Raw genomic sequence first — 17165 nt, 5'->3', positions numbered from 1 at the left:
TCTGCAACAGCGCCCGGGAACGAGCAGCTCGGCCGACTCGGCCCCCGCGCCCACCCGTTCGGCACGATCAGGACACACACCACACTCCATCACCTCCCCATACGCCCGTATTGACCTCATTCCGGCGGAAGTTCGCGCTGGCGAAGCGGGAACCCCACAGATACCGTTTGTGGTCTTGACTGAACTCAAGTCTCACGGGGAGTCCACTGTGAAGCGCCGCACCTTGCCCACCGCCGCCGCACTCGCCGCGACGGCAGCACTGCTGCTGACCGCCTGCGGCAGCGGGGACGACGAGCCCAGCGACAACGACAAGATCCCGGGCGCCGACCAGCAGTCCTCGAAGCCGGAAAAGTCGACGGAGCCCTCGGGAGCACCCGCGGAGGACAAGCCGGACGGCGTCGACGTGTCCCTGCCCAAGGACATGAACCTCGTCTTCGACTGGGACAAGCCGAAGGACAAGAACGAGGCGGCGGCGATGGAGGATGCGGCGAACTTCGTCCGCGCCATCTACCGAGGCGTCGACAAGCGCACAACGCAGGATGCCGCTTTGGTCGCCTACTCCACTGGCGATGGACTGAAGTACGGGAAGACGCAGATCGACGTCAGGCTCGAAGGCGACTGGACGGCAACCGGCACGCGGCGCCACTACCAGGCCACCACCCGGTCAGCGTCGAACGGCACCTCGGTCGAGGTCGCGTTCTGCGTGGACTCGACCAAGTTCTATTCCAAAGAGATCAAGACCGGGAAGATCCTGAAGGCCGCGCCCAGCATCACAGACTTCGACTACTTCAAGATCATCATGGTCAAGCTCCCCACCGGAGACGGCCTGTGGCAGGCATCCAAGGTGTTCGTCGAGGCGAAGGCGGCGAAGTGCCAGTGAACAGGTCACGGCGTACGGCCCTCAGCACCGGCGCGGCTGCTCTGACAGTGGCCTTGGGCGTCCTCGCCCTCGCAGAGCCGGCCCACGCGGGAGAGGAGCCGGGTAACACCGATGGTTCCAGCACCGAACAGACGGGCGGCGGTGACGGCAACGGCATCTACGCAGCCGCCCGCGTCACCTACTCCGGATCCGTCGCCAAGAACGGCAGCAAGGGCAACGTGACGTCCTCCGACGTCAACTGGACGCCCCCGCCCTGCTGGTACGCCCCGTACCTCGGTGCCAAGGACTTCAAGGAGAAGATGTCCAAGGACATCGAGGGCCTGATGAACGCACCCGGCATGGGCGGCCACGCGGGCGCGGCGCTCAGCGAGTTGCAGCGTCACTACGAGGACGATTACGGCTGGACCGACACCCCCGGCTACAAGGACTACAACGTCGACAAGGACGGCGAGGGGATGTTCTGGGCCGCCGTCGAGAACCCCAGCGAGCCGGACCTGCTGAAGCGGAGTTCCTGCAACGACCTCCCCTTCTGGGTCGACAACGGCGAGCCCCCGCCGCCTCAGTACGAGGAGGCGATCACCCCGGAGGTGCTCGCCGCCCTGGCCTACCAGCACATGCAACTGCCCGACACCAAGGTCACCCTCGCCCCCGAGGCCGTCACCAAGGTGAACCTGCCGACGTGGGCCTGGCTCGACAAGGCCGTCTTCGACGAGGTCCAGGCGACCGCGGCCATCAACGTCCCCGGCTTCAACCTCCAGGCCACAACAACGGCCAAGCCGATCGCCCTCAAGCTGGAGCCGGGCACACCGGACGCCGAGACCTACCCGGCATCCGGCGAGTGCGCGATCAACGAGGACGGCTCCATCGGCGAGCCCTACGCCAAGGGCAAGGCCGACCAGACCCCGCCCTGCGGCCTGAAGTACCTCCGCTCCTCCGGCGACGACACCTTCAACCTCCAGGCCACGATCACCTGGGAAATCGCCTGGACAGGATCCGGCGGCACCGGCGGCGACCTCCCGAACGGCACCTTCGGCAACGACCAGGCCGTCACGGTCCAGGAGATCCAGTCCATCAACCGGTGACGCCCGCCCGCGGAAGAACCATGCACAGAACAACAGACAAATAGGGGGACCCATGTCGGACTTGGTTGTCGACTTCACCCTGCTCAGTACGTCCGCCAAACAGCTCGGCGCGATCCGTGACGAGTTCAAGAACCTGGGCGAATGGAAGGACGACATCAAGTCGGTAGTCGGAGCGTCCGAACTCAAAGACGCAATGGGCGAATTCATTGACAACTGGGACGACAATCGCAAGAGACTGCTTGAGTCCCTGGAAACCGTGGGCAAGATGGTGGAGGGAACGCGCAACGCCTTCAAGGGCCTTGACGACGATCTGGCAACGGTCGGCAAGAAGAAGTGATCCTTCACATATCCATGCCTGAATCACAATTGCACGGGGGAAATTAAATGGCGCGCCCGAAGGACTGGCAGCCGTTGCGTGAGAGCGATCCCGTACCGGGCGACCCGGAGGGAATTCGCGATCAGGTAAAGCACATGAAAGAGATCGCCGAGTACCTGCGCACCCAGGCGGCTGCACTCACTGCGATGGCCGACGCCGACAACCTCAAGGGCAAGTACGCGGAAAAGTTGGGCGAGGATTCACGGGGCCTGGGTCGCAAGCTCGACGAGGCAGAGGACCGGTACCGCGAGGTAAAGGGCCATCTGTCCAATTGGGCGAATGAGCTGGAAGAGTTCCAGAAGAAGGCGGACAAGGCCCTCGTCGACGCCAAGGAAGCACAGCGCACCATCGACAGTCACGCAGCCAAAGCCAAGGATTCGAAGGAGTCCGACAAGAAGAAGGAAACGGACTCCAACGACTCACCGGATGAGGATCCCGCTCTCAAGCAGGCCAAGGAAGATCTAGCAGACGCGGGCAGACGGCTGAACACAGCGGAGGGCGACTACCAAGAGCGGTCGGGCCACTTCGCAGGCAAGATCCGGTCTTCCATCGACGATGACATGAAGGACAGTTGGTGGACGGACTTCAAGGCGTGGGTCGCTGATGCCGAGTGGCTGAAGGACTGGACCGAACGCCTCAGCTGGCTGGCCACCATCGCGGGCGTTGTCGCCATGTTCATCCCCGTCGTGGGCTGGATCGCACTCGGGCTGACCATCGCGGTGACGCTCTCGCATCTCACCATGGCCGCCACAGGCAATGGTTCGTGGTTTGACGTCGTCATGGACATCGGTGCACTCAAAATGGCTCGAAACGGCCTCAAGGCAGCAAAAGCCATTAAGGGACTTCAGCAGAGTTCCCGCAAGACCGCTTCCGGAGTGGCCGACACCCAGAAGGCCGGGCAAGCAGCTCAGCGCAATGCAGGAGCGCGCGCCAACGCCCAGAGGGCCTCACGGAAACGCGGGGGCACTTCGGGTAACAAACGGAGCGCCGCGCGGGCCCGCAACCAGAACATGGAGGCCAAGAACCGCGCGGTCGGCAAGAAGGCCGCTGCCGAAGTACGCGACGCCGAGATGCCCGTGGCCACGGTACGGGACAAGGTCAGTACCATCGGCGACGCGAAGCTCAGCCAGCAGATGAAGGACATCAGGAAGTGGCGGGACGAGTACCCGGACAACACCACGCTCGCCGATAATGCCGCCCAGGCGAAGCGGCACCAGAACACGCTTCAGGGCTCGTGGGCAGTGGGCACGGGACTCGACCTCGGCGACAAGTTCGGGAACGACGTCTCGGGAGGCGAGTACGACAGGATGAAGGGGCGCATGGAAGCGCCGGTCGGTCAGTGGTGAGAGAAGAGTTCTGATGAACAAGCAAACCGGAGCAGAGGAACGAGCCCGGGCCGCGCAAGGGCACATCGACAGATCGCTCATGGCCCTGAAGATCATCCTGGTGATCGCGATCGCACGGCTGCTCGTCGGCCCAGCGACCGAGGACCTCCTCGGAAGCAGGCTGATGGGCCTGCCGACCTGGGAATGGTCCCTTTGCGCCCTCACTCCACCGGCACTTCTGTTCATCTATCGCAGCCCGGAGAGCTGGAGGCTGCTGTCGTACGACGCCATCTATGTGAAGTCCGCCGCCGGCCTCTACCTCTTCTACGCCACGGCCTATGTCATCTTTCAGGGCGGATGGACGCTCTGGATCGCTGTCGTAGCCTCGCTGGCCGCATTCCTGGGTATCTGGTGGCTGAATCGTAAGGAGCGTTTGAGTGCCCGCTGAGCAGACCAAGTCGGTGAGCACACCCATTACCGGGTATCGCATCATCCTTCCCGATGACTGGGCGCAGATTCCCCTGCGTCATGGCACGGAGGAAGCAATCCGCAGCATCCTGGACGACGCTTTCAGCCACATCCCTGCTAACGCGCCGCCGGACAGCGTCGGCCCGTTCAAGCGGGAGCTGGAACGCCGGTTCCGCGCCGCGGTAGCCCAGGCGCAGGAGAGCGAGGCACTTGACCTGTATCTCCCGGTAAAGTCAACGGCCGGTGTGAATGTGGGCGCGTCCATCGTCGTCTCCGAGAGCCTGCTGCCGAACCGGGGCAACGCAGCCGAGGCACAGAGCGCTCCGACCGATGTCGCCGTTCAACTGCTGTCCGAGGACGGCGCCCAAGACGCCGATCTGAGCTCGGGCGAGCTTGACGGCGCTCTCGCCGTGCGCCGCGAGCACATCGTTTCTGCGGACCCCGCGAAAGGGGCCGAACTCGCGTCCCGTCGGGTGGAATACATCGTGTCCGTACCGGACGAACCCGACCGCTGGTTCGTCGCCGCCTTCTCCACCGTGGGCGGCGGGGACCCAAGGGATGACTTGGCCGAAGCCCTCGTCGAATGGTTCGACGCGGTGATGGCCACCCTCCGCTGGAGCCATGGATGAACGATTTCTTTGCCATTCTCGATATCGAGCACATCGACCTTTATCCGTGGACGGTGATCCCTCCCCGCTCCGACGAGGAGAACCCGTTCGAGGCATGGGTCGACATCGCCGCCTGGTGCCGCGACGAGGCCGAGGACCTGTGGGACGACCGTGAACTCGACCCGGGCCCGAATGGTGTCGACTTCGTCGCCGGAACCTTCGAGCGCTGTGCGCAGGCGTTTTCTCCGCCCGGCTCGGATCATTGGCTCTTTCTGCACCGCGACCAGCCGACCGATCTGCCGCTGCCTGTGTGCGCGGCCATCGGACCGGCCTCGGGTCCGCGGGAGGAGACGCTTCGCGCTCTGACGATGGCGGACGATCCACAGGCGGTCGAACCGCCGGTCATGAAGCGCTTCAAGTCCGAGTATCTGGGTGAGGGCCAGTCCGCCTTCCGCTACGTGAACGAGGAAGGCTCGGCCCGCCTGCTCGCTTGCATGCGCTATGCGTGGCGAGTCGAGGAGTACGGTGCCGATGTCGTGATCTGGACAGCCACGGATGACCCGGCCCGCATTCTTCAGGCGGCCGAGGACATCGAGGATCTGGCACGGTCACTGGCAATCTTCAACCCCTGAGGACCGACACGTGATCTTCTTCGAGACCGAAGCCGACCCCACCCATTGGTTCCCCCTCCCGCTTCACTGGACCGCGCGGGATCAGGAGGAGATGGTCAAGTGGTCGTTGATGTGTGCGGAGATTGTTCGGCATCGGCATAGGAAGTGGTGGTACCGGCCCAGGCGGATCAGGATTGCCGAGCGGTTCCTGCGGTTGGCCGAGGCGCACCCGGTGCCGAATGTGCCGGCGGATCAGGCCTTTCTCTACGCCGGTGATGCCCGCAGGGTCCCGCAGCCGTTCTACGCCCTTGCCGCCGGGCCGGAGGGCGAGGATCGTGAGGCCGGGCTTCGGACGATGGTTCAGGCCGATGAGGAGAATCCTGTCCGGCCGCCCGATGTGGTGGAGTTCCGTTCGGACCGGTTGGGGCGTGGGTTGCGCTGTATTCGGTACTTCGGATCCGGATCCGGATCCGAGCGCGACCTCAATGCCTCCCTCAATTACGGCTGGTGGTCCGAGGAGCATCGGGTCTACGTGTCCGTGCGCACCGTGTCCACCGACGTCCCGTGGCTCATGGCCAATCTCGCCGCCTTCGACGACTTCGCCCGCAGCGTCTGGCTCAACCCGAACCCTGAGTGATTCACTCCGTCGCGTCCGGCTCCCTCGGGTTTCCCTCGGCGTCGACCAGCACCATGCGCACGGTGGACGCCAACTCGTCCGTCAGGCGCGTCGCTTCGTCGGTGTCCTCCGGTCGGTGCCAGGTGACCTCGACGACGCTGACTTGCTTCACTCCGGGCGGGAACACGGCGTACTTGAGGATGTCCGTCGTTCGGTCCCGGCCGCGGCCCAGTCGCAGGAAGCCGCCCCTCCTCCGCAATGTGGCCCGGATGCGCAGTGCCGGTCCGACCGGCAGGTTCAGGTGTCGGACCTCCGGCTCACCGACCACCTCCGCGTCCCCGAAGTCCACCAGCAGCGGCACGACCTCGTCCGGGGTCGGCCTCGGCTGCCCGTCGTCGGAGTACGAGTTGAGCGTCAGCCCGGCCACCGCGCGCCCCTGGGGCGTGTAGTAGGCGACCGCGAGATTCGGCGAGTCGACGCTCAGGGCGAGGGCCTGTCGTCGTATGTCCCGGATCAGCTTCCGGTTCTTCACCTTCAGCTCGGTCCGGTCGAACGCCGTCATCGCGACCGCCGTGGCCGTCGCCCAGGCTTCGACCCAATCCCGTTGATCCAGCGACAGATCGACCCAGCCGGGCTGAAAGTCGAACTCGAAGATATGGTCAACGAGTGAGTCGCCGTCACCATCACGACCACCGTCACCATCACGGCCACCGCCACCGTCACTCTCAGCAAAACCGGCGCTGGGCATTCGCATCCCCTGGAAAGGCGTACAGAAAAGACGTACAGAGCGAGGCCGGCTCACCCGCCATCTGGCGCCGCCACGGGACCTGATCCTCCTGGACGCCTTGACTCCGCGACAGCGGCGGACCGTTCTGGACCATGCCGCGGAATTGCGGATGCCGGATTCCGTCAGCCCCGTCATCACCCGTAATCCGACGGCCACATCCGGGTCGAAATCCTCGGACACCGAGGGGAAGAAGCTCGGCTTCGGTGACTACCGGTCACAGGACTTCTGAACGACCCCCGGACACCGGGGTCTCACGGTGCGGCGAGGCGACTCATCGCCTCGCCGCACCGGAAGTTCAGGAACTCACTTGCTCCGAGCCTGCTTCGCCAGCTCGTCGTCGATCTGCTCGAACTTGTCCGCCGCCATGGTCAGGTAGTCACCCATGCCGTCCAGACCGTCCAGCGTGTCCTTGGAACCCTTCACGAACTCCTCGAAGTTCTCGTCGAAGGCCTTGGACGAGCTCTTCGTGACATAGCCGGACTCGACCAGGTTGCCGATGTACTTGCGGAGGCCGTCGAGCTTCTCCTGGAGCCTTTCCTTTTCCTTCACGACATGCTTGGCCGCGTCCCGCATGTCCTGATATGTGATGTCAAGGTCCTTGGCCATGAAGCCGCTCCCTATCCAAAATGCCGCAGGGCCAACCCCCGTGGCTCCCTGTTTGCGGTCCGACAGTCCCGGCCGGCGTCAACTCGCGCGCGACAGCCGGTGTGATCGTCCGCTCTTGAGGCAGCAGCCTACTTGTGCGCCCTGAGGTGTCACATCCCAGCGTCGTGAACAAGGCGTCCTGAGGTCGTAACAACACCCGCACAAGTCATTGCCATCGGGAAGGTCCGGCCCCGACCCGCTGTGCCGCCCAGCACCGCAGCAGATATCGTCGGCTCCAACTGTGACCCGCGTTGCGGAAGCGGTCACAGGGGCAGCGGGGAGGACAAGAGACGTGCGCCTGACTCTGACCGTCGTCGACCCGTTCGGCGGCGGCACCGCCGACGTCGTACTCGATGCCGATCCTGAGTCCACCATGGGGGACATCGCGCAGGAGTTGGCCAAGCAGGTCGGCCACAGCGGGGCTCAGATCATTCCCATCGGGCAGCAGCCGCACCACGTGCCCGGCAACAACGCTCCCCTGCTCTACGTCGACGGCTATGCCGTCGATCCCGCCGCCACGGTCCTCAACTCACCCCTGCGCGAAGGCGCCGTCGTCAGCCTCCAGGATCCCTCGGGGTGCCTGCCCGGCGAGCCCACCGGGCTGGTCGAGCTCCGTGTCGTCGGCGGGCCCGTCGCCGGGTACGTCCACCGGCTCGGCGTCGGGCGCTACGACATCGGCAGCGGGCCCGCCGGCCACATCCGGATCGACGATCCCGAACTCGACGACCGCGCCCTCACCCTCTCCGTCTCCACCGACGGCACCTGCCGGTTCAAGATCCACGGTGACACCGAGGCCGCCACTCTCGACGGCACCTCCATCGAGGACATCCTCAACCCCAAGGAGGACAAGAAGGAGGAGAAGAAGAAGCGCAAGAAGAAGAAGCAACAAGAGGACGAGGCTCAGGAAGAAGCCCCGGCCCCTCCGCCCGACCCCGACATATGGACCCTCGGCGCTCACATCGCCGTCGGTAACACCCTTCTCGAACTCACCCGTTACTCCCCTCCCAACGCCGCCCTCAAGTGGTCCGACGACAGCATAGGTCTCGACTACAACCGGCCCCCGCGACTGCGGCCCCCCGAGCGGCAGACCCGCTTCCGGCTGCCGTCCTCGCCCCGTGAGTACGAGGCCCGGCCGCTGCCCTGGCTGATGGCGCTCACGCCGCTCGTCGGTGCCGTGGTCGCCGTGTTGATCTTCCAGCGCTGGTACTACCTGATCATGGCGGGCCTCAGCCCGATCCTGCTCTTCGCGAACTACTACAACGACAAGAAGCACGGCCGTAAGTCGCACGCGAAGCAGGTCAAGGAGTACGAGGAGCAGAAGGCCCGCATCGAGCAGGACGCCCAGGACGCGCTGGTCACCGAGCGGAACGACCGACGGCAGGCCATTCCCGATCCGGCCATCGTGCTCTCCCTCGGCACCGGGCCGCGTACCCGGCTCTGGGAGCGGCGCCGTACCGACCGCGACCATCTCCTGCTCCGCGTCGGGACCGGCCAACTCCCCTCCGAGGTCATCCTCGACGACCCCGAGCAGGACGACCACAAGCGTGAGGTCACCTGGAAGATCGAGGACGCGCCCGTCGCGCTCAATCTGCGCGGGCTGGGCGTCATCGGTATGGCGGGGCCCGGGGATTCCGCCCGTGCCATGGGGCGTTGGGCCGTCGCCCAGACCGCCGCGCTGCACAGTCCCATGGACGTGCAGTTCTACGTCCTCAGCGAGCAGACCGCGCAGGACAGTTGGGAGTGGGTGCGGTGGCTGCCGCATGCCAGGCCCGCGAGCGGCCAGGACATCAACGTCCTCATCGGCACCGACGCCGAGACCGTCGGCGCCCGGATCGGTGAGCTGACGCAGATCCTCGACGCCCGGAAGAAGGCCGCAGAGCAGAACCGGAGCCAGGGCACCACGTTCAGCGACCCGGACATCGTGGTCGTCTGGGACGGTTCGCGTCGGCTGCGGTCGCTGCCCGGTGTCGTACGGCTGCTGCGCGAGGGGCCGGCCGTCTCGATGTACGCCCTCTGCCTCGACGCCGAGGAGCGGTTCCTGCCGGGCGAGTGCCAGGCGTTCGTCGTGGCCGAGCCGAAGGCCGAGGAGCAGCAGCAGGCGCCGCAGGCTCATCAGCAGCAGGCTCCCGGCGGTTTCCCCTCCTTCCAGGCGTGGCATCAGGCCGCTCCCGAGCCCGCCCACGCCCACCAGCCGGACAAGCTGCGGCTGCGGGTGGAGGAGGCGGGCGCCGAGCGGCGCAAGGACGTACGGCCCGACTTCGTGTCGCCCTCCTGGTGTCTGCGGCTGGCCCGTTCGCTGTCCTCGCTGCGCGACATCAGCGGGGAGACCGAGGACTCGGCGCTGCCGGGCGCCAGCCGACTGCTCGATGTGCTTCAGCTGGAGCCGCCCACGGGCGACGCCATCGTCGCGCGCTGGCGGATGGGCGGGCAGTCGACGATGGCCGTCATCGGTGAGTCGTACGACGGGGCCTTCGGGATCGACATCCGCAAGGACGGTCCGCACGGTCTCATCGCCGGTACGACCGGTTCGGGCAAGTCCGAGCTGCTCCAGACCATCGTCGCGGCGCTCGCCGTGGCGAACACGCCGGAGAACATGACCTTCGTCCTCGTCGACTACAAGGGTGGCGCGGCGTTCAAGGACTGTGTCCATCTCCCGCACACCGTCGGCATGGTGACCGACCTCGACGCCCACCTCGTGGAGCGGGCGCTGGAGTCGCTGGGCGCCGAGCTGCACCGCCGCGAGCACATCCTGGCCGCCGCCGACGCCAAGGACATCGAGGACTACCAGGACCTGGTGCGCAGGGATCCGTCCCACAAGCCGGTCCCCCGACTCCTCATCGTCATCGACGAGTTCGCCTCGATGGTCCGTGACCTGCCCGACTTCGTCACGGGGCTCGTCAACATCGCTCAGCGAGGGCGTTCCCTCGGTATCCACCTCCTCCTCGCCACCCAGCGGCCCTCCGGTGTGGTGTCGCCCGAGATCCGCGCCAACACCAACCTCCGGATCGCGCTGCGCGTGACCGACGGCGGCGAGTCGTCGGACGTCATCGACTCCCCCGAGGCCGGGCACATCTCGAAGAACACGCCGGGTCGGGCGTACGTCCGTCTCGGGCACGCCTCGCTGGTGCCGTTCCAGTCGGGCCGCGTCGGTGGTCGTCGCCCCGGTGCCGCGGACCCCGCTGTCCTCATGCCCTGGGTCGGCCCGCTGGCCTGGGAGGACCTCGGACGGGCCGCCCTCACCAAGCCGAAGGCCGAGTCGCGCGAGGACGAGGAGATCACCGACCTGAAGGTGCTCGTCGACACCATCCGGGACGCCAACCGCTCGCTCGGCATCCCGCCGCAGCACAGCCCCTGGCTGCCGGCGCTCGACGAGCAGTTGCTGCTCGACGATATTCCGGCCCCGGAGTTCACGCCCGCGCCGGGCAGGCTGGCGCCCGCGGCCTTCGGTGTCGAGGACCTTCCGGCGATGCAGTCCCGCCGCCCGGTGGCCATCGATTTCGCGAGTTTCGGGCATCTGATGATCGGCGGCGCCCCGCGCAGCGGACGTTCGCAGATCCTCCGGACCATCGCCGGCTCGCTGGCCCGTACGCACTCCACCGCCGATGTGCACATGTACGGCATCGACTGCGGCAACGGCGCCCTGAACGCGCTGACCCGGCTGCCGCACGTCGGCGCGGTCGTCAGCCGTAATCAGACCGAGCGGGTCGTGCGGCTCGTCAACCGGCTCAAGGGCGAGATGGACCGCCGCCAGAACCTGCTCGCCGACAAGGGCTTCGCGGACATCGGGGAGCAGCGGGCCGCGGTCGGCGAGGACGAGCGGCTGGCACACATCGTGATCCTGCTGGACCGCTGGGAGGGCTGGGTGCCCACCCTCGGCGAGGTCGACCACGGCGCGCTGACCGACGAGTTGCAGACGATGATGCGCGAGGGCGCGAGCGTCGGCATCCACCTCGTCCTCACCGGTGACCGGACGCTTCTGGTGGGCCGTATCGCGACCCTCACCGAGGAGAAGTACGGTCTGCGGCTGTCCGACCGCTCCGACTTCTCCACGCTCGGCATCCCGGCGCGCAAGGTGCCCGAGGAGATCCCGCCCGGCCGTGCCTTCAAGAACGAGGCCGGTACGGAGACCCAGTTCGCGCTGCTCGCCGAGGACACCACCGGTCAGGGGCAGGCCGCGGCGCTGGCCGCGATCGGGGAGGCGGCGGCCGCTCGGGACGCCGAAGTGCCGAGGGCCAGGCGGCCGTTCCGGGTGGACAGCCTGCCCAGCCGGATCTCCTTCGCGGAGGCCTGGGAGCTGCGGGACCCGGATGTCTCCCGCTCCAAGCTGTACGCGCTGGCCGGTATCGGCGGCGACGAGATCGTCGGCTTCGGCCCCGACCTCGCGCAGGGCGTGCCGTCGTTCGTCATCGCGGGCCCGGCGAAGTCCGGTCGCTCGACCGTCCTGATGAACTTCGCGCAGTCGTTCCTCGCGCAGGGCGCACGCCTGATAGTCGCCGCTCCGCGCCAGTCGCCCGTCCGCCAACTCGACGGTGTGGAAGGCGTGCTGAAGGTCTACACGGGCGACGACATCGACGAGGACGAGTTCGAGGAGCTCATCGACGACGCCGAGCCGTCGATCGAGAACCCGGTCGTGGTCCTCATCGACGACGGCGAGATCCTTGAGGACGTCGACGCCGAGAGCCAGATGAAGAAGATCGTCTCCCGGGGCGCCGAACGCGGGCTCGCGCTCGTCATCGCCGGTGACGAGGAGGACGTGTGCAGCGGCTTCTCCGGCTGGCAGGTCGACGCGAAGAAGGGCCGCCGCGGCATCCTGCTCTCCCCGCAGGAGTCCTCCAGCGGCGACCTGATCGGCGTCCGCCTCAACCGCAGCATGGTCGGCGGCCAGGCGGTCCCCGGCAAGGGCATGCTGCACCTGGGCGACGGCGAGCTGCGGACGGTCGTGGTTCCCGGCTGACCGCCCGGACGGTCAGCCGATCCTCGACAGCCGGGACGTCGGGTTCCCCGACTCCTCGCTGTCCGAGGCGTAGTCGAGGTCATCGCCCACCGGGGTGAGCGTGACGGTCGTGGCCGCCGGGTTGCAGCCCTTGTGGTTGGACTCGGCGCCCACGGACGTCGCCACCAGCCGCTTGGCGGACACCGACTTCAGGGTCAGTACGTCGTTGCAGACGCCGCCGAGCAGGTCCGTCTGGCGGACGGTGCCCAGCTTGTCGCCCGGCTCGGCCTCCTTGACGGTGAGGCGGAACGTGCCGAGGGGAAGCTTGCCGTCCAGGGCCACTCCCTGGCCCTCCCAGGTGCCGAGGTAGGGCTCCAGGGTGCCCTTCGACGCAGGGGCGGAGGCGCTGGGGGCGTCGGAATAGGACGAGTCGGCGCCCGAACCGGCCTGGTCGTCGGCGGAGTTGTCCGGCAGCAGGTCGAGGACGAACACCGAGCCCACCGTCACCGCCGCCAGCGCGCCGGCCACCGCAAGCGCCACCGTGCAGCTCATCCGGCGCCCCTTGCCACCGGCTCCCGGCGCCGAGGTCGCCGCGACGGACACCGACAGCCTGCCGGGCGGCGGGGTCTGCCCCGGTACGGCATCACGTGGCTCGGGAACGGGGACGGGCACTGACGAGGAAACGGGGGGCGTCATCACCGGCGGCGGCCCGAACTCCCCGACGGACGCGACGGACCCCACGGGGCCTACGGACCCCACCGACCCCACCGAAGGACTGCTGAACCCCACCAGCCCCGAAGGCTGATCCCCGCCCGTGGCCTCCAGGTTCAGCACCTGCACCGCGCTCCGGCTCACCCGCTCCACCAGCGCCCCCGGCAGCCACCCCTGGGCCACCAGCCCCGCCGCGCCCTGCGGAGCGAGCCGCCGGGCCAGTTCACCGGGCGTGGGCCGGGCGGCGGGCGTCTTGTCCAGGCACGCCTCCACCACCTCCCGCAACTCGCCCTCCAGCGAGCCGAGTTCGGGCTCCTCGTGCACGACCTTGTAGAGCAGGGCCGCCGAGGAGTCACCGGGGAAGGGCTGTTCCCCCGTAGCCGCGTACGCCAGCACGGCGCCCAGGGAGAAGACGTCCGCCGCGCCCGTGACGCCCTTGCCGAGGATCTGCTCGGGCGACATGTAGCCGGGCGAGCCGATCGAGACGCCGGTCGAGGTGAGCGACGCCGTGCCGTCCGTGGCGCGGGCGATGCCGAAGTCGATCAGGAGCGGGCCGTCGAGGGTCAGCAGGACGTTGGACGGCTTGACGTCCCGGTGCACGAGTCCCAGCTCGTGCACCGCCGCCAGCGCCTCCGCGAGCCCGGCCCCCAGCACCCGTACCGTGTGCGCGGGCAGCGCGCCGGAGTCGGTCACCGCCGTGGTCAGGGACGGTCCGGCCGCGTACGCCGTAGCGACCCACGGCACCGACGCCTCCGGGTCGGCGTCCAGGACGGATGCCGTCCACGCTCCGCCGACCCGGCGGGCGGCCTCGACCTCACGCCGGAAGCGGGCCCGGAACTCCTCGTCGAGCGCGAAGTGCGGATGCACGATCTTGACGGCGACCGTGCGGCCACCGGCGCTGCGGCCCAGGTAGACCCGGCCCATGCCACCGGAGCCGAGCCGGCCGAGCAGCCGGTACGGCCCCACGGTGGCCGGCTCGTCGACTCCCAGCGGCTGCATGACGCCCTCCCCCGTATACACAGAAGCCCCCCGTAAAGCTCCCCAGCAGACTACGACTTCACGGCTGGAGCAGGTCCACCTTCACATCCGCCGGGAAGCCCGTGGTCGGACCCACCCGCCGGGCGAACTCGGCGACCGCCGCCAGCTGCGGAGCGCCGAAGCGGAAGTCGAGGGTGGTGAAGTAGCGCTCCAGGATCCGCTCGTCGAACGCCTCCCAGCGGGCCGCCTGTTCGGCGACCTTGCCGACCTCCTCCAGGGAGAGGTTGCGGGAGTCGAGGAACGCCTCGTGGACCTTGCGGGTGATCACCGGCTCGCGTTCCAGGTAGTCCCGGCGGGCGGCCCACACGGCGAAGACGAACGGCAGGCCCGTCCACTCCTTCCACAGCGTGCCGAGGTCATGGACCTCCAGGCCGTAGCGGGGGCCGTCCAGCAGGTTCGCCCGCAGCGCCGCGTCACCGATCAGTACGGCCGCGTCCGCCTCCTGCATCATCAGGCTGAGGTCGGGCGGGCAGGTGTAGTAGTCGGGCCGGACGCCGTACCGGTCGGCCAGCAGGAGCTGGGCGAGGCGGACAGAGGTGCGGGAGGTGGAGCCCAGGGCGACCCGGGCGCCGTCCAGCCGGTCCAGCGGGAGCTGCGAGACGATCACGCACGACATCACCGGTCCGTCGCAGCCGACCGCGATGTCGGGGAAGGCGACCAGGTCGTCTGCGTTCTTGAGGAACTCGACCAGGGTGATGGGCCCGATGTCGAGGTCTCCCCGCACCAGCTGCTCGCTGAGCTTCTCCGGGGTGTCCTTGGTCAGCTCGAAGTCGAGGAGCGTGCCCGTTCTCGCGAGCCCCCAGTACAGGGGCAGGCAGTTCAGGAACTGGATGTGGCCGACGCGCGGCCGGGTGCGAGAATTGTCCACATCGCGAGGCTAGACCCTATGAGGTACGCTCCAGAATCCGGCCCCGACGTCAACCCATTTTCAGGATCTTCAAACGTCCGGGTGACGTGATCTTGACCTCTATTGCTTTCGGCTGCCCCCGTGCTAGGCTCGCCCGCAAGTTGCAGTTTGGTTTCCCTTGCAGTACAGAGCCTGCGGAGCATGTAACCGCGGGCTCTAGTCGTTTTCAGACGTATGCAGTGCAGGCATTTGCTCTCACACTTGCAGGTTCTGGAGCAGGGCAACCCTTTGGGCCCAAGGAGGGCTTATGGCTACCGGAACCGTTAAGTGGTTCAACGCCGAAAAGGGCTTTGGCTTCATCGCCCAGGAGGGCGGCGGCCCCGACGTCTTCGTCCACTACTCCGCGATCAACGCGAGCGGCTTCCGTTCGCTGGAGGAGAACCAGCAGGTCTCCTTCGACGTGACCCAGGGCCCGAAGGGCCCGCAGGCGGAGAACGTCACCCCCGTCTGAGGCGAACCTCGTCTCTGATCCGGACCTGAGAGCAGTACCCAAGGAGCCCCGCGCCGCAAGGTGCCGGGGCTCCTGCCTTTTGCCCGCTCACACGTGCTGCATGACGAGCACGAACGTCGTCCCGGCCGCAAGCGCCTCGTAGGAGTGCGGCACATCCGCGCGGTACGACATGTAGTCCCCCGGCGCCAGTTCGACCTCCTCTCCCGCCGGACCGGCCTTCAACCGCCCCGTGCTCACGACCAGATGCTCCACCGAGCCCGGAATGTGCGGCTCCGACTCCCGGGCGGCGCCGGGCTCGGCCCGCAGGTGGTAGATGTCCCGGCGGGCCGCGGGCGGACTGGCGGAGAGCAGGGTGGCCGCGTACTCGGCCTGCTCCGAGGCCACGGTCGGTCCCTGACCCGCGCGAATCACCTGGACGGCCGGTGTCGGCGGCTCCACCAGGGCGCTGAACGGCACACCGAGGGCGACTCCGAGCGCCCAGAGCGTCTCCACGCTCGGGTTTCCGCTCGCCGCCTCCAGCTGGGAGAGCGTGGACTTGGCGATTCCGGCGCGTTTGGCCAGCTCGGAGAGGGAGAGGCCGGCGCGGGTGCGTTCCCTGCGCAGGGAGGCGGCGATCCAGTCGAGGGGGAGCCGGGGTGGGGTGTCGGCCATGTCGTTCGCTCCATCGGTACGATCGTTCGCCTTGACGTACAAGGTGTCTTCTGTCCATCGTAGAGAACATGCGTACGGCAGAGCGAACAGCGCGGGTCTCCCGTGAGCTGGTCAGGGACGCGTCCCTGGTCTGGGTCGCGAGCGGGGTGGTGGGGGTTTCCTTCGGGGCGATCGCGGTGGGCGGGGGGCTGCCGGTGTGGGTGCCGGTGGTGATGTCGGTCGTGGTGTACGCGGGATCGGCGCAGTTCAGCGCGGTGGGCGTACTGCTGGCCGGGGGCGGTCCGCTGGCCGCCGCCGCGACCGGGCTGCTGCTCAACACCCGAACCGCCGCCTTCAGCCTGGCGGTGGCGGACATCCTCGGTTCCGGTGGCCGGGTGTCCCGGCTGCTCGGCGCCCATCTGGTGACCGACGAGACGGTGGCGTTCGCGCTGGCCCAGGCGGACGTGGAACGGCGGCGGGCCGCCTTCTGGGTCTCCGGGGTCGGGCTGTTCGTGGTGTGGAACGTCGGGGTGCTGGCAGGCGCGCTCGCGGGCACCGCCCTCGGCGATACGGCGGTCTACGGACTGGACGCGGCCTTCCCCGCCGTCCTGGTGGCCCTGGTCCTGCCGACCCTGCGGGAGGACCCGGCCGTGCGCAGGTGCGCGGTGCTGGGGGCGGCGGTGGCGCTGGCGGTGTCGTCGGTGGTCCCGGCGGGGGTGCCGGTGCTGCTGGCGCTGGCGGGGCTGGTGTTCTACGGCCGCAGGACGGACCTGGCATGAGCGCGACGGTCGCCATGATCCTGGCGCTGGCCGTCGGGACGTACGCCTTCCGGCTGGTCGGGCCGGTGCTGCACGGCCGGGTGGAGCTGTCCTCGCGGGTGCGGGAACTGCTCTCCGCCGGGGCGGTGGTGCTGCTCGTGGCCCTGCTGGCGACGGGGGCCCTGACGGAGGACGGCGGGTCCGCGGGCTGGGCCCGCCCGGCCGGGGTACTCGCCGGAGGCGTACTGGCGTGGCGGAAGGCGCCGTTCGTGGTGGTGGTCCTGGGCGCGGCGGGGGTCGCGGCGGGGCTCCGATGGCTGGGGGTGCCGTGATGTCCGG

At 68.0% G+C, this 17165-nt stretch carries 17 protein-coding genes; 12 read left to right on the top strand and 5 right to left on the bottom strand.

Features of this window, described 5'->3' with window-relative positions:
* The first annotated feature begins 208 nt into the window (after positions 1-208).
* From STRCI_RS23555 to STRCI_RS23520, 8 genes are read left to right on the top strand one after another with little or no spacing between them, the layout of a single operon-like run.
* Positions 209-880, top strand: a complete 672-nt coding sequence (locus STRCI_RS23555) for a hypothetical protein (RefSeq protein ID WP_269660954.1) — start codon at positions 209-211, stop codon at positions 878-880.
* Positions 877-1962, top strand: coding sequence for a hypothetical protein (locus STRCI_RS23550; protein ID WP_269660953.1), 1086 nt, complete (start codon positions 877-879; stop codon positions 1960-1962). Before STRCI_RS23555 ends, STRCI_RS23550 begins: the two co-directional genes overlap by 4 nt.
* A 52-nt stretch (positions 1963-2014) precedes the next feature.
* Positions 2015-2299, top strand: coding sequence for a hypothetical protein (locus tag STRCI_RS23545; protein ID WP_269660952.1), 285 nt, complete (start codon positions 2015-2017; stop codon positions 2297-2299).
* A 47-nt stretch (positions 2300-2346) separates the two neighbouring features.
* Entirely contained in the window at positions 2347-3684 is a 1338-nt protein-coding gene (locus tag STRCI_RS23540) for a putative T7SS-secreted protein (protein ID WP_269660951.1), read from the top strand.
* Positions 3685-3697: 13 nt separating this feature from the next.
* Positions 3698-4111, top strand: a complete 414-nt coding sequence (locus STRCI_RS23535) for a hypothetical protein (protein ID WP_269660950.1) — start codon at positions 3698-3700, stop codon at positions 4109-4111.
* Positions 4101-4760 carry a hypothetical protein gene (locus STRCI_RS23530; protein WP_269660949.1) on the top strand — a complete coding sequence of 220 codons (660 nt, stop codon included), beginning with the start codon at positions 4101-4103 and terminating at the stop codon, positions 4758-4760. The genes STRCI_RS23535 and STRCI_RS23530 overlap by 11 nt, the downstream gene beginning before the upstream one ends.
* Entirely contained in the window at positions 4757-5371 is a 615-nt protein-coding gene (locus STRCI_RS23525; protein WP_269660948.1) for a hypothetical protein, read from the top strand. Before STRCI_RS23530 ends, STRCI_RS23525 begins: the two co-directional genes overlap by 4 nt.
* A gap of 10 nt (positions 5372-5381) precedes the next feature.
* The gene (locus tag STRCI_RS23520; protein WP_269660947.1) at positions 5382-5987 is read left to right on the top strand and encodes a hypothetical protein; all 606 of its coding nucleotides are present in this window, start codon (positions 5382-5384) and stop codon (positions 5985-5987) included.
* 1 nt (position 5988) lies between these two features.
* Here STRCI_RS23520 and STRCI_RS23515 read toward each other — a convergent pair whose 3' ends face one another.
* Both STRCI_RS23515 and STRCI_RS23510 read right to left on the bottom strand, forming a co-directional pair.
* Entirely contained in the window at positions 5989-6528 is a 540-nt protein-coding gene (locus STRCI_RS23515; RefSeq protein WP_269660946.1) for a hypothetical protein, read from the bottom strand.
* A 528-nt stretch (positions 6529-7056) separates the two neighbouring features.
* Positions 7057-7359 carry a WXG100 family type VII secretion target gene (locus STRCI_RS23510; RefSeq protein ID WP_269660945.1) on the bottom strand — a complete coding sequence of 101 codons (303 nt, stop codon included), beginning with the start codon at positions 7357-7359 and terminating at the stop codon, positions 7057-7059.
* A gap of 331 nt (positions 7360-7690) precedes the next feature.
* On the opposite strand from STRCI_RS23510, the gene STRCI_RS23505 reads away from it, so the two are divergent.
* Positions 7691-12352 (top strand): FtsK/SpoIIIE domain-containing protein, encoded by a 4662-nt coding sequence (locus STRCI_RS23505; protein WP_269660944.1) that lies wholly within the window; start codon positions 7691-7693, stop codon positions 12350-12352.
* Between the two features lie 12 nt (positions 12353-12364).
* Here the strand turns inward: STRCI_RS23505 and STRCI_RS23500 are convergent, their stop codons facing one another.
* Together STRCI_RS23500 and STRCI_RS23495 are read right to left on the bottom strand one after the other, a co-directional pair.
* Positions 12365-14041 (bottom strand): serine/threonine-protein kinase, encoded by a 1677-nt coding sequence (locus STRCI_RS23500; RefSeq protein ID WP_269660943.1) that lies wholly within the window; start codon positions 14039-14041, stop codon positions 12365-12367.
* Between the two features lie 58 nt (positions 14042-14099).
* Entirely contained in the window at positions 14100-14948 is an 849-nt protein-coding gene (locus tag STRCI_RS23495; protein ID WP_269660942.1) for a menaquinone biosynthetic enzyme MqnA/MqnD family protein, read from the bottom strand.
* A 286-nt stretch (positions 14949-15234) separates the two neighbouring features.
* On the opposite strand from STRCI_RS23495, the gene STRCI_RS23490 reads away from it, so the two are divergent.
* On the top strand, positions 15235-15438 hold the full coding sequence (locus STRCI_RS23490) for a cold-shock protein (RefSeq protein ID WP_003992177.1): 204 nt from the start codon (positions 15235-15237) through the stop codon (positions 15436-15438).
* An 87-nt stretch (positions 15439-15525) separates the two neighbouring features.
* Here STRCI_RS23490 and STRCI_RS23485 read toward each other — a convergent pair whose 3' ends face one another.
* The gene (locus STRCI_RS23485; protein ID WP_269660941.1) at positions 15526-16089 is read right to left on the bottom strand and encodes a helix-turn-helix domain-containing protein; all 564 of its coding nucleotides are present in this window, start codon (positions 16087-16089) and stop codon (positions 15526-15528) included.
* 68 nt (positions 16090-16157) lie between these two features.
* Here STRCI_RS23485 and STRCI_RS23480 point away from each other — a divergent pair, with 68 nt between their 5' ends.
* Together STRCI_RS23480 and STRCI_RS23475 are read left to right on the top strand one after the other, a co-directional pair.
* Positions 16158-16847: an AzlC family ABC transporter permease gene (locus tag STRCI_RS23480; RefSeq protein WP_269660940.1), complete on the top strand. Its 690-nt coding sequence runs from the start codon at positions 16158-16160 to the stop codon at positions 16845-16847.
* Positions 16844-17158, top strand: a complete 315-nt coding sequence (locus STRCI_RS23475) for an AzlD domain-containing protein (protein ID WP_269660939.1) — start codon at positions 16844-16846, stop codon at positions 17156-17158. The genes STRCI_RS23480 and STRCI_RS23475 overlap by 4 nt, the downstream gene beginning before the upstream one ends.
* Positions 17159-17165 lie beyond the last annotated feature (7 nt).

Source organism: Streptomyces cinnabarinus (genome assembly GCF_027270315.1).
Taxonomy (GTDB): Bacteria; Actinomycetota; Actinomycetes; order Streptomycetales; family Streptomycetaceae; genus Streptomyces; species Streptomyces cinnabarinus.
Note: the sequence above shows the minus strand (reverse complement) of the source record. Positions and strands in the feature narration are given on the sequence as shown.

Excerpts from the sequence above, each read along its gene's own strand:
- STRCI_RS23545 (WP_269660952.1), top strand. The coding sequence starts at position 2,015 with ATGTCGGACTTGGTTGTCGACTTCACCCTGCTCAGTACGTCCGCCAAA.
- STRCI_RS23540 (WP_269660951.1), top strand. The coding sequence starts at position 2,347 with ATGGCGCGCCCGAAGGACTGGCAGCCGTTGCGTGAGAGCGATCCCGTA.
- STRCI_RS23535 (WP_269660950.1), top strand. The coding sequence starts at position 3,698 with ATGAACAAGCAAACCGGAGCAGAGGAACGAGCCCGGGCCGCGCAAGGG.
- STRCI_RS23525 (WP_269660948.1), top strand. The coding sequence starts at position 4,757 with ATGAACGATTTCTTTGCCATTCTCGATATCGAGCACATCGACCTTTAT.
- STRCI_RS23515 (WP_269660946.1), bottom strand. The coding sequence starts at position 6,528 with ATGACGGCGTTCGACCGGACCGAGCTGAAGGTGAAGAACCGGAAGCTG.
- STRCI_RS23510 (WP_269660945.1), bottom strand. The coding sequence starts at position 7,359 with ATGGCCAAGGACCTTGACATCACATATCAGGACATGCGGGACGCGGCC.
- STRCI_RS23500 (WP_269660943.1), bottom strand. The coding sequence starts at position 14,041 with ATGCAGCCGCTGGGAGTCGACGAGCCGGCCACCGTGGGGCCGTACCGG.
- STRCI_RS23490 (WP_003992177.1), top strand. The coding sequence starts at position 15,235 with ATGGCTACCGGAACCGTTAAGTGGTTCAACGCCGAAAAGGGCTTTGGC.
- STRCI_RS23485 (WP_269660941.1), bottom strand. The coding sequence starts at position 16,089 with ATGGCCGACACCCCACCCCGGCTCCCCCTCGACTGGATCGCCGCCTCC.
- STRCI_RS23480 (WP_269660940.1), top strand. The coding sequence starts at position 16,158 with ATGCGTACGGCAGAGCGAACAGCGCGGGTCTCCCGTGAGCTGGTCAGG.
- STRCI_RS23475 (WP_269660939.1), top strand. The coding sequence starts at position 16,844 with ATGAGCGCGACGGTCGCCATGATCCTGGCGCTGGCCGTCGGGACGTAC.